Genomic DNA, 11390 nt, shown 5'->3' with positions numbered 1-11390 from the left:
GCACGGTGTCGCTCATGTGTCGATAATACCCGGTAGACCGTTTTCAAGACACTCAATCGCGTGGCCGAAAATACGGATTTCTAGCCTCCGATAAGCGCGCTGCCCGCCTCCGTGGGATCCGCACCGGCCAAATGGGTTTCGAGCACCCGACGCCAACGCAGCCGCCGCGCCCGGCTGGTGGCGCGCGGCGCGACCGCGATGTTCGCGGTGCTCGCGCTGCTGGTGACCGCGGGCGGCTGGAGCTATCTGCGCGCCAAGGACGGCAACTTCCAGCAGGTCGTCGCGCTCGACCCGAACAGCGCCGACGTCGTCGACGCCGACGGGCAGAACGGCGACGAGAACTTCCTGATCGTCGGCACCGACACCCGGGCCGGCACCAACAGCAGCCTGGGCGCGGGCAGTGTGGCCGACGCCGAGGGCGCGCGCTCGGACACCGTCATGCTGGTCAATATCCCGGCCAACCGGTCCCGTGTGGTCGCCGTGTCCTTCCCCCGCGACCTGGACGTCTCCCGCCCGATCTGCGAGGGCTGGGACAACGAGAAGGCCACCTACTCCGGCCAGAAGTTCCCGGCCGCCGACGGCGACAAACTCAATGCCACCTACGCGCTGGGCGGGCCGAAGTGCCTGACCAAGGTGATCACCAAGCTGTCGGGCCTGAAGATCAACCACTTCGTCGGCATCGACTTCGCCGGCTTCGAGTCGATGGTCGACGTGGTCGGCGGCGTCGAGGTGTGCAGCACCAAACCGCTGGTCGACGAGGTCCTCGGTACCGTCCTGACCACCCCGGGCAAGCAGATGGTCAACGGTTCCACCGCCCTGGACTACGTGCGCGCCCGCCACGTCTACGGCGAGGAGCGCAGCGACTACGACCGGATCAACCGGCAGCAGCGGTTCCTGTCGTCCCTGCTGCGCAGCGCGCTGTCCAGTAAGGTGCTGTTCGACCCGGCCAAGCTCAACGGGTTCATCGACGCCTTCGCCAAGCACTCCTTCATGGACAGCGTCACCACCAAGGACCTGCTCACGCTGGGCCGTTCCATGCAGAAGATGCAGGCCGGGAGCATCACCTTCCTGACCGTCCCGACCGCGGGCACCACCTCGTACGGCAATGAGATCCCGCGCGAGTCGGATATCAAGGCCATCTTCCGCGCGGTCATCGACGACCAGCCGCTGCCCGGCGAGAAGAAGAGCGAGCCCCCGGCGACCACCACCGCCGCGCCGGCCGCCAAACCCAAACCGGCCGCGGTGGATCCGCAGACGGTCTCGGTGCAGGTGTCCAACGGTTCCGGCCAGGGTGGCGTCGCGGGCACCACCGCGACCAAGCTGGCCGCGCAGGGCTTCCAGATCTACAGCACCGGTAATTACGCCGACGGCGTCTCCGCCAAGACCAAGGTCCGCTACTCCAGTGGCCACGAGGCCGACGCCGGGACCGTGGCCAGCGCCATTCCGGGCGCGATCCTGGAACCGGCGAGCGGGCTGGGCAGCATTGTCGAGGTCGTGGTGGGGTCCGATTTCGCGGGCACCGTGAAGACCCCGACCGCCTTCGGGCAGACGCTGCCCGACACACCGAGCGACACGGGCGGGCCGAGTGCGGCTCCGGTCACACTGCCGTCCGACCTCGAGCACGTGAACGCCGCCGACGACCTCTGTAAGTAGGTGTTCCGCTGACCGGTCGGAGCTGCGGCGACTTTGCTGGAACCGACCGGAACCTACGTTTAACCCACCGTTGGTGACTTGGTCAAGGACTCGCACTAATGTCTTGACTCATGCGTGTCATCTACAACGAACAAATGGCCGAGCTCGCCGATCTGCTCGGCGGCATGGCCGGGCTCGCCGGATCGGCGATGGAGCGGGCCACCCAGTCCCTGCTCACCGCCGACCTCGAGCTGGCGGAGCAGGTGATCAGCGAGTACGACCGGATCGCCGAGATGATCACCCTGGCCGAGGAGAAGGCCTTCGCGCTGCTCGCGCTGCAGGCCCCGGTCGCCGGAGATTTGCGGCAGGTCGTCAGCGCCATCCAGATCGTCTCCGACGTGAACCGGATGGGCGTGCTGTCGCTGCACGTCGCCAAGATGACCCGGCGCCGCTTCCCGGCCCACGCCGTGCCGGAGGCCGTCAACAGCTACTTCGCCGAGATGGGCCGCGTCGCGGTCAAGATGGGCGCCACCGCCAAGGAGGTGCTGGAGACCCGCGATCCCGAGCGGGCCGCCAAGCTCACCGACGACGACGAGGCGATGGACGACCTGCGCAAGCACCTGTTCACGCTGATCATGGACCGCGACTGGCAGTTCGGTGTCGCGGCCGCCGTGGACGTGGCGCTGCTGGGCCGCTACTACGAGCGCTTCGCCGACCACGCCGTCGAGATCGGCCGCCGCGTCGTCTTCCTGGTCACCGGCGTCCTGCCCCCGGACCCGGATTCGGAGAAGGAAAGCATCTAGAACGCCCTCGAGGGGTTTCCGGGAGGCATCCCGGAAACCCCTTGGCACGCCGGCGGAGTCAGTCCTCGCTGGAATCTCGCCAACCCATCAGCACCGAGCTTCCCCGCTCCACCCGCCAGGGCAGTGTCGCGGCCACGATGACCGCGCATACCACCAGCGCGCCGACCGCGATGTAGGACGCGGCCTCGGCGCCCTGCATGGCCGCGACCTTCATGGCGTGGATCAGATCCGCTTTCGCCGGCGCGAGCAGCGGATTCACGGGCGCGTCGACGATCCCGATAATGCTGATCGGCGTATTGCTCGCCAGCTCCTTCTGCGACGCCGTCATGATCTGGCTCGGAATCGCGGCGATCCGGCCCGCGATATGGCCGGAGTAGACCGAGGTCATCACCGAGCCCAGCAGCGCCACCCCGAGCGCGCCGCCCACCTCACGCGTGGTGTCGTTGACCGCCGAGCCCGCGCCCGCCTCCTCGACCGGCACCGAGCCCATGATGGATTCGGTCGCCGGGCCCTGCACCACCGCGAAGCCCAGGCCCATGAGGATCATGGACACCACAACCGGTCCCAGATAAGGGGTTTCGACCCGGGTCTGGCCCGCGATGTACATGGCCACCGCCAGGATCAGCAGACCCGACACCACCAGCGCCGTGGTGCCGACGCGCTGCGCCAGCATGGTCGCGATGGGCGCGCCGAGGCCGACGGCCACCGCGAAAGGCAGTGAGTGGATGCCGAATTCGAGCGGCGAGAGCTCCTTCACGCCCTGGAAGTACTGGGTGATCAGGAAGAGGAAGCCGAACGCGGCGAAGTAGGACACCGTGATCGCCAACGAGGGCAGCGCGAAGCGGCGGTTGCGGAACAGCCGCATGTTCAGCACCGGCGCGGGCACCCGCAGCTCCCAGGCCGCGAACCCGGCCAGCAGGGCGGCCGAAAGCAGATAGCCCGCAAGGCTTTCGGTGGCGAACCAGCCGTGCTTGGGCGCTTCGATGATGGACCACACCAGCGCGGTCACCGCGGCCAGCGAGAGCAGCACGCCGATCCGGTCGAGCCGTCCCACCTGCTCGGCGCGGGATTCGGGCACGGTGGCCAGGACCGCCGCGATCCCCAGCAGCGCCACCGGGACGTTGATCCAGAAGACCGAGTGCCAGGAGAAGTACTCCAGCAGCCAGCCGCCGATGGTCGGCCCGAGCGCGATCGCGACGCCCGCCATGGCGGTCCACAGCGCGATGGCGGCGGCCCGTTCGCGTCGGGCAGTGAAGATATTGGTGATCAGCGCCAGCGTGGCCGGGAAGACCACGGCCGCGAACACGCCCATGCCGGCGCGGGCCGCGATGACCTGACCGAGCCCGCTCGACAGCGCGCCGGCCGCCGACATGACCGCCACGCCGGTCAGGCCGATGATCATGAACAGCCGCCGCCCGTACCGGTCGCCGAGGTGTCCCATGGCCAGCAGCAGCCCGGAGAAGGCCAGGGTGAACGCGTCCACGATCCACTGCAGCCCGCTCGTATCGGCCCGCAGCTGGATGGCCATGGACGGCAGGGCGACATTGACCAGTGTGTTGTCCAGGACCACCAGCAGTTCCGCGAGGCAGATGGCGATCAGGGCCGCCCATTTCGCGCGTTGCGACAATCCCGCCGCGGCTGGTCCGGATTCCAAGCTCGCCGTTGAGACGGTCATCCGACACCTCCTTACTAAACCGATCGGTTTACCAACGGAGTCAGACTAACTGTGACTGACGGTTGCACACAATCCTCCGCACCGCCTATGACGGACGCCACAAAGCAACCGCTCACACGGTCGCTACCTGCGCAAATGAAACGACCCCTGCCAGATGGCAGGGGTCGTAGACGCCGGAAGGTCTGGTTTCTAGCCGAAGCGACCCGAGATGTAATCCTCGGTCTGCTTCTGCGACGGGTTCGAGAAGATCTTCTCGGTCTCGTCGATCTCGATGAGCTTGCCCGGCTTGCCCTGCGCCTCCAGGTTGAAGAACGCGGTCTGGTCACTCACCCGCGCGGCCTGCTGCATGTTGTGGGTGACGATGACGATGGTGTACTCCTTCTTCAGCTCGGTGATCAGATCCTCGATCGCGAGCGTGGAGATGGGGTCCAGGGCCGAACACGGCTCGTCCATGAGCAGCACGTCCGGCGACACCGCGATGGCGCGGGCGATGCACAGACGCTGCTGCTGACCACCGGAGAGGCCGCCGCCCGGCTTGTCCAGGCGGTCCTTGACCTCGTTCCAGAGGTTGGCGCCGCGCAGCGACTGCTCGGCCACCTCGTCCAGCTGGGACTTGTTGCGCACGCCCTGCAGCTTCAGCCCGGCCACCACATTGTCGCGAATCGACATGGTGGGGAACGGGTTCGGCCGCTGGAACACCATGCCGATGGTGCGGCGCACGCCGACCGGGTCGACCGTCGCGCCGTAGATGTCCTCGCCGTCGAGCAGCACCGCGCCCTCGACGCGGGCCTCCGGGGTCACCTCGTGCATGCGGTTGAGCGCGCGCAGCACGGTCGACTTGCCACAGCCGGACGGGCCGATGAACGCGGTCACGCTGCGCGGCAGCACCGTCAGACCGACATTGGCGACGGCGTGGAACTTGCCGTAGTAGATATTGAGGTCTTTGACGTCAATTCGCTTGGCCATCAGTCTTTCCTTCTATCGGTTCCGCGTCAGCAGCTTGTTGACCGCCGCGGCGGCGAGGTACAGCAGCGCGATGATCAGGATCAGGGTCAGCGCGGCACCCCAGATGCGCTCGCGGCCGGCGGGCTCCGGATTCGACAGCTCCTGGTACATCAGCAGCGGAAGCGAGGCCATATTGCCGTTGAAGACATCGAAGTTGATCGCCTTCGAGTAACCCACCAGCACCAGCACCGGCGCGGTCTCACCCATGACGCGGGCGACGGCCAGCAGCATGCCGGAGATCATGCCGGGCGCGGCGGTCGGAATCACGATCCGCACAATGGTTTTCCACTTCGGGATACCGAGCGCGTAAGAGGCTTCCCGCAATTCGTCGGGCACCAGCTTGAGCATCTCCTCGGTGGAGCGCACCACCACCGGCAACATCAGCAGCACCAGGGCCAGCGACACCGCGAACGCGCTCTGCGGGTTGCCGAACGTGGCGATCCACAGCGCGAAGATGAACAGGGCGGCCACGATCGAGGGCACACCGGCGAGGATGTCGACCATGAAGGTGGTGGTCTTGGCCAGCCAGCCCCGGCCGTACTCGACCAGGTAGACCGCGGCCATGATGCCCAGCGGCACCGCGATCACCGCGGCGATGCCGGACTGCACGATGGTGCCGTAGATGGCGTGATAGACACCGCCGGTGCGCTGGTCGGGCAGGACGCCGTTCTGCGACTTGGTCCACCAGCCGGACGAGGCCACAATGGCCCCGCCCTTCTGCAGCACCACGAACAGCACCCACAGCAGCGGCACCAGCGCGAGACCGAAGCACAGCCAGACCAGGCCGGTGGCGATATTGTTCTTGATCCGGCGAGCGGGGCTGACGTGCCGGAAGGTCGGCGCCTTGATCGGCTTGTCGAGTGTGGTGGTCATCCGTTGACCTTCCCGCCGGCGGCGAGCCGAGCCAGTGCGTTGACGACGAACGTCAGTGCGAACAACACGAAACCGGCGGCGATGTAGGCACCGGTCGGCAGCTTCGAGCTGAATTCCGAAGCCGCGGAGGCGATCTTCGAGGCGAAGGTGTAGCCGCCGTCGAACAGCGACCAGCTACCGGCCTTGGTCGAGGTCCGCAGCACGATGAGGACCGCGATGGTCTCACCGAGCGCGCGACCCAGGCCCAGCATGGAACCGGCGATCACACCGGAGCGGCCGAAGGGCAGCACGGTCAGGCGCACGACCTCCCACTTGGTGGCGCCCAGCGCCTGCGCCGCCTCGATGTGCGAGCGCGGGGTGAGGCCGAACACCTCGCGGGAGACCGAGGTGATGATCGGCAGGATCATCACCGCGAGCACCACGCCCGCGGTGAAGATGGTGCCGCCGCCGGCAATGCTGACATTGCCGTCGGAGAAGAGGAACAACCAGCTCAGGTGCTTGTTCAGGAAGTCCTGGAAGGGCCCCAGTTTGGGGGCCACGACCAGGAATCCCCAGAGACCGAACACGATCGACGGCACCGCGGCCAGCAGATCCACGATGACCGAGAACGGACGCGCCAGCGCCTTCGGCGAATACTGCGTCAGGAACAGCGCGATACCCACCCCGATCGGCACCGCGATCGCCAAGGCGAACAGCGAGCTCAACACCGTGACCATGAACAGGTCCTTGATGCCGAACCGCAGGTTGTTCTCGTCCTTGACGTTGAACTCGGTGGTGGTGAAGAAGTTCGCCTTGTTCGCCATGATCGAGGGCCACGCCCGGATCAGCAGGAACAACGCGATCAGGGCGATGGCGGCGACGATGATCCCGCCGGCGGCCGTGGCCGCCGAACGGAAAGCGAACTCCGCGCCGAACTTCTTGGGTGCGCGCCCCGCGGCCGGGGTGGTGCTGGGTTCGGTCGGCATGAGCGCAGTATCCCCCGGCAGTTGGGCACGGTCTTCCCGTGGGTCGGTCGAAACGGACAGACCCGCGGATGCAATGTCGTCGTGCACGGTCATCGTGTTTCGATCAGGCGATCAGGAGATGGCGTTGATCGCGGTGGTGAGCTTGGTCTTGAACGCGTCCGGCAGCGGCACGTAGCCGGCGTCGGCGAGACCGGTCTGGCCGTTGCCGACCGCGGAGGTCAGGAACGCCTTGACGGCCTTGGCGGTGTCGGCGTCGCTGTACTTCGAGCAGACGATCTCGTAGGTGGCCAGCATGATCGGGTACGCGCCCGCGGCGGTGGGCTTGTAGATCGAGCTGTTGTCCAGCACCAGGTCGTTGCCGTCACCCTTGATCTTGGCGGCGTCGACGGCCTTGCCCGCGGACTCGGCGGTCAGCTCGACCGGCTTCGGGTCGTTGGAGGTGGCGGTGGTCAGCACGCGCACCGAGGACAGCTTCTGCGCCTTGGCGAAGGACCACTCGGTGTAGGTGATGGTGAACTTGGTGTTCGCGACCGCGGCCGAGGTGCCGTCCGAGCCCTTGGCGCCCTCGCCGACGCCACCGTTGAACGCCTTGCCGGCGCCCTTGGTGTAGCCACCGGCGGTGGTCAGGTACTTCTGGAAGTTGTCGGTGGTGCCCGACTCGTCGGAGCGGAAGATCACGCCGATCTTGTCCGAGGGCAGCTTGTCGGCCTTGTTGGTGTTCAGGGCCTTGATCGCGGTGTCGTTCCACGCGGTGATGTCACCGGAGAAGATCTTGGCGATGGTCGGCGGGTCCAGGACCAGGTCCTCGATGCCGGGCAGGTTGTAGGCCACGGAGATCGGGCCGAAGACGGCCGGCAGGTTCCAGGCCGGGCTGGCGCAGCGCGCGGCGGCCTTGTCGGTCTCGCCCTTCTCGGCGTTCAGCGGCGAGTCCGAGCCCGCGAAATCGGTCTGGTTGCCGATGAACTCGTTGACGCCGGCGCCCGAGCCCGAACCGGTGTAGTCGAGCTTCGCGCCCGAGCAGTTGGTCTGGTACGCGGCGACGAAGCGGTCCATCGCGTTCTTCTGCGCGGTCGACCCGCTGGCCTTCAGGGAGGTCTTGCCGCCACAGGCGACATCGATCTTGGCGCCGCCGCCGGTGGCGTTGTTGTCACTGCCACACGCCGACAGGGTCAGGGCGCCGGCCGCGGCCAACACACCGAGCAGGGCGCTGCTGCGCTTGAGATTCACCAATTCCTCCGGGGGAATCACTTGCACGTCCAACCCCTCAACGGTCGGACGGGCGTGTTTGGCGGCTGTTCGCTGCGAACTAGCGCACCGGGCAGCGGTCTGCGGCCCACTTGCAACGTAAGGGCGGCTGGTTGACAGTTAGACCAGGGCAGGTGAACGGGAGATGAACAACCCACCCTGATTGCGGCACACTGCGTGTGACATTAGCCGCATCGTTGCCGAGCGTAATTTACGACACGCTGGAGTAGGCGACGTCGATGTGGAATCGGGTGAAACCGAGCCGGGTGTAGGTGTGCACGGCCGCGGTGTTGTCGCCCTCGGTGTAGAGCAGCACGGCGTCCAGCCCGCGGTCCTTCAGGTAGTGCAGACCCGCCAGGGTGAGCAGCCGGCCGAGCCCGCGCCCCTGCGCCCCGGGGTCGATGCCGACCACGTAGACCTCACCGATCGGCGGCGTCTCGTCGGAATGCACCTTGGTCCAGTGGAATCCGAGGATGCGGTCCGGGTCGGCCGGATCCACGGCGAGGAACAGACCCTTCGGATCGAACCAGGATTCGGCGCGGCGGGCGTCGATATCGCGCTGGGTCCAGCCGCCCTGTTCGGGATGCCAGGAGAAGGCCGAGGCGTTCACCCGCAGCAGTTCGGCGTCGTCGGAAGGCCCCGCGTAGGTGCGCAGTTCGATCCCGGCGGGCACCGTCAGCTCAGATAGCTCCGAGTTAGCCAACTCTCTTCGCATTTGCCACAATTCACGCGAAACGGACAGGCCCAATCGGGCCGCCACCGCCCGCGCGGGCGGCAGGTCACCGTGCGCCCAGACCCGTGCGCCCGGACCCCCGGCCGCCAGCGCGGCAGCCACCAGACCTGCGCCGATACCCCGGCCGCGAGCCGCCGGATCGACCGCCACCTCCGCCATCGCCGGGTGCTCGTCGTGCGCGGGCATCAGGTTCGCGTACCCCGCGACCACGCCGTCCCGGATGTCCACCAGATGTCTTGCGGGCGAATCGGTTCCGGCCAGCGAGAGCACCGCCTGCTCCGACACCGGGGCCACGCCGTCCGCGGCGGTGGCGCGCTCCAGCAGCGCCCGCACCCGCCCGGCCGTCTCGGCGTCGGGCCGGTCGGTCCAGGAGGTCATCAGATCGCGCCGTTCGCCGAGGTCAGTTCGGAGTCGTCGGTGCCGTCGGAGTCGGGGAAGGTGACCGCGTCGCCCTTGCCCGGCGTGCGCGCCGGGCGCACCGCCTTGTACCCGACATTGCGCACGGTGCCGATCAGCGACTCGTACTCGCTGCCGAGCTTGGCGCGCAGCCGTCGCACGTGCACGTCCACGGTGCGGGTGCCGCCGAAGAAGTCGTAGCCCCAGACCTCCTGCAGCAGCTGGGCGCGGGTGAACACCCGGCCGGCGTGCTGGGCCAGATACTTGAGGAGCTCGAACTCCTTGTAGGTCAGGTCGAGCGGGCGGCCGCGCAGTCGCGCGGTGTAGGTGCCCTCGTCGATGACCAGCTCACCGAGGGTGATCTTGCCGGTGTTCTCCGGGCTGGCGACGCCGCCGTTGCGCGCCACCAGGAGTCGCAGCCGGGCGTCCAGTTCGGCGGGCCCGGTACCGGGCAGCAGGATGTCGTCCAGGCCCCAATCGGCGTTCACCGCCACCAGACCGCCCTCGGTCAGCACGGCCACCACCGGCACCGACGAGCCGGTGCTGCCCAGCAAACGGCACAGGCCGCGCGCGGCGGCCAGATCGGTGCGCGCGTCCACCAGCGCCACGTCGGCGGATCCCGCCTCGAGCAGGGAGGCCACCTCGGTCGGGGCGGGCCGCACGTGGTGCGGCAACAACGCGAGCGACGGCAGCACCGCCTCGGGGTTGGGGTCGGAGGTCAGCAGGAGCAGCTCCATGGGGGCCCTCCATCCCATCTGGCATGTGTGTGGCTACCGCGCTGTCGGCCACTACCCCATGCAGGTCATCACAGGTAATCGCTGCCTACATTAGCCTGTGGTGCGTCGGATTTGCCCTCCGCTGCCACCACGGGCGGGTTGACGGCGCGAATCACCAGCGTCCGCCGGTCCCGGGGCGCCTGCCGAAGGCGGATCCGAAGCGGATCGCCGACGGGCTCCTATTAGGGTGCAGCTATGCGTTTCCGGAGGCTGCTCATCGGATTGCTCTGCCTGGCAGGGCTGGTCGTGCTGCTCGATTTCGGAGTCGCGGCCTACTCCGAGTACCGCGTCTCGCGGCTGCTGCGGACCGGCTCGGATCTGAGCGCCGATCCGGAAATCACCTTCCACGAGTCGCCGCGCCACCCGTTCGTGGTCCAGGCGCTCGACGGTGAGTACATCAATATGGATATCCGCGCCCGCGCCATGCGCCCCGACATTCCGGGCAAGATCATGGTCGAGGCCAACCTGAAGGGCGTCCGGCTGCCCATGCGCCGGCTGGTCGACGGCCAGGTCGCGCAGGTCCCGGTCGACGAGGTGCAGGCCCGTATGCGCGTCGAGCCCAATGAGCTCGGGCGGCTGTTCAAGATCCCGGATCTGCAGGTCTTCGGCCCGCCCACCGACAAGTCCGACGGTTCCGGCAACGCCACCAGCACCGGTCCCGGCACCGTGGGCCTGATCATCCTGGAGGGCACCGTGCCGATCGGCCCGAACGCCGACACCGTCGCGGTCACCGATTCGCGCGCGGACACCGCGCAGAAGGTCACCAAGAAGAAGGTGCACGTGCTGGCCGAAATGCGGCTCGAGGGCACCGAGGTGCGCATCACCGCGATGTCCATCGCCGGACGCGATCTGCAGAGCGACTCCGATTCGGTGCTGCCCGAACAGGATCGGACCGTCATCTCCGAACAGGACAAGCCCGCCATCCTGGCCCGCTTCACCCACACCATCGACACCCGCAATATGCCGTTCGGCATCGCCCCCACCTCGGTGGAGGCCAGCGGCGGGCAGATCGTGGTGGAGGGCACCGGTCGCGCCGTGACCGTCGATCTGGATCGGCTACAGAAATGATCGCCCTCGGAATCCTCGCGGCCATGCTGGTCGCGGCGGTCGCGGTGGGCCTGCTGCTGCGCCGCAACGAGGGCCGGGTCCGCGAGCGGGCCGCCGCGCCGCGGCCGCTCGAGCCGGAATCCCAGCGGGCCGGGCTGGTCGAGGGTCGGACGGGGTGGGCCGATGGCGGACGGACTGCCGGGTGGGCAGCGGAACGGTGTGGTGCACGTGAGGTATTCA

10 protein-coding genes and 1 pseudogene are annotated in these 11390 nt (G+C 67.7%); 4 read left to right on the top strand and 7 right to left on the bottom strand.

All coding sequences use genetic code 11. The features are described from left to right. The first annotated feature begins 111 nt into the window (after nt 1-111). Entirely contained in the window at nt 112-1653 is a 1542-nt protein-coding gene (locus ACWELJ_RS30865) for an LCP family protein (RefSeq protein WP_452369622.1), read from the top strand. Nucleotides 1654-1763: 110 nt separating this feature from the next. Further along, nucleotides 1764-2435: a phosphate signaling complex protein PhoU gene (phoU, locus tag ACWELJ_RS30860; RefSeq protein WP_357282642.1), complete on the top strand. Its 672-nt coding sequence runs from the start codon at nt 1764-1766 to the stop codon at nt 2433-2435. Between the two features lie 58 nt (nt 2436-2493). Here the strand turns inward: phoU and ACWELJ_RS30855 are convergent, their stop codons facing one another. The 7 genes from ACWELJ_RS30855 to ACWELJ_RS30825 all read right to left on the bottom strand — a co-directional run bounded on the left by ACWELJ_RS30855 (nt 2494) and on the right by ACWELJ_RS30825 (nt 10064). Then, on the bottom strand, nt 2494-4110 hold the full coding sequence (locus ACWELJ_RS30855) for an MFS transporter (RefSeq protein ID WP_452369621.1): 1617 nt from the start codon (nt 4108-4110) through the stop codon (nt 2494-2496). A gap of 189 nt (nt 4111-4299) precedes the next feature. Then, on the bottom strand, nt 4300-5076 hold the full coding sequence (gene pstB, locus ACWELJ_RS30850; RefSeq protein ID WP_452369620.1) for a phosphate ABC transporter ATP-binding protein PstB: 777 nt from the start codon (nt 5074-5076) through the stop codon (nt 4300-4302). A gap of 12 nt (nt 5077-5088) precedes the next feature. Next, a complete protein-coding gene (gene pstA / locus ACWELJ_RS30845; protein ID WP_452369619.1) occupies nt 5089-5988 on the bottom strand; it encodes a phosphate ABC transporter permease PstA in 900 nt (299 codons plus the stop codon). Continuing rightward, nucleotides 5985-6953 carry a phosphate ABC transporter permease subunit PstC gene (pstC, locus tag ACWELJ_RS30840; protein ID WP_357089579.1) on the bottom strand — a complete coding sequence of 323 codons (969 nt, stop codon included), beginning with the start codon at nt 6951-6953 and terminating at the stop codon, nt 5985-5987. Before pstC ends, pstA begins: the two co-directional genes overlap by 4 nt. Nucleotides 6954-7064: 111 nt before the next feature. Further along, nucleotides 7065-8180: a phosphate ABC transporter substrate-binding protein PstS gene (gene pstS, locus ACWELJ_RS30835; RefSeq protein ID WP_452369623.1), complete on the bottom strand. Its 1116-nt coding sequence runs from the start codon at nt 8178-8180 to the stop codon at nt 7065-7067. 229 nt (nt 8181-8409) lie between these two features. Further along, on the bottom strand, nt 8410-9309 hold the full coding sequence (gene mshD, locus ACWELJ_RS30830) for a mycothiol synthase (protein ID WP_452369618.1): 900 nt from the start codon (nt 9307-9309) through the stop codon (nt 8410-8412). Next, the gene (locus tag ACWELJ_RS30825) at nt 9309-10064 is read right to left on the bottom strand and encodes a winged helix-turn-helix transcriptional regulator (protein ID WP_357089585.1); all 756 of its coding nucleotides are present in this window, start codon (nt 10062-10064) and stop codon (nt 9309-9311) included. The genes mshD and ACWELJ_RS30825 overlap by 1 nt, the downstream gene beginning before the upstream one ends. A gap of 234 nt (nt 10065-10298) precedes the next feature. Between ACWELJ_RS30825 and ACWELJ_RS30820 the strand changes: the two genes are divergently transcribed. Continuing rightward, nucleotides 10299-11171, top strand: coding sequence for an LmeA family phospholipid-binding protein (locus tag ACWELJ_RS30820; RefSeq protein ID WP_452369617.1), 873 nt, complete (start codon nt 10299-10301; stop codon nt 11169-11171). Beyond that, nucleotides 11168-11390 (top strand): annotated as a pseudogene (locus tag ACWELJ_RS30815) (thioredoxin family protein); the annotation flags it as partial. The gene ACWELJ_RS30820 and the pseudogene ACWELJ_RS30815, both read left to right, overlap by 4 nt.

The organism is Nocardia sp. NPDC004582 (genome assembly GCF_053602115.1).
Note: the sequence above shows the minus strand (reverse complement) of the source record. Positions and strands in the feature narration are given on the sequence as shown.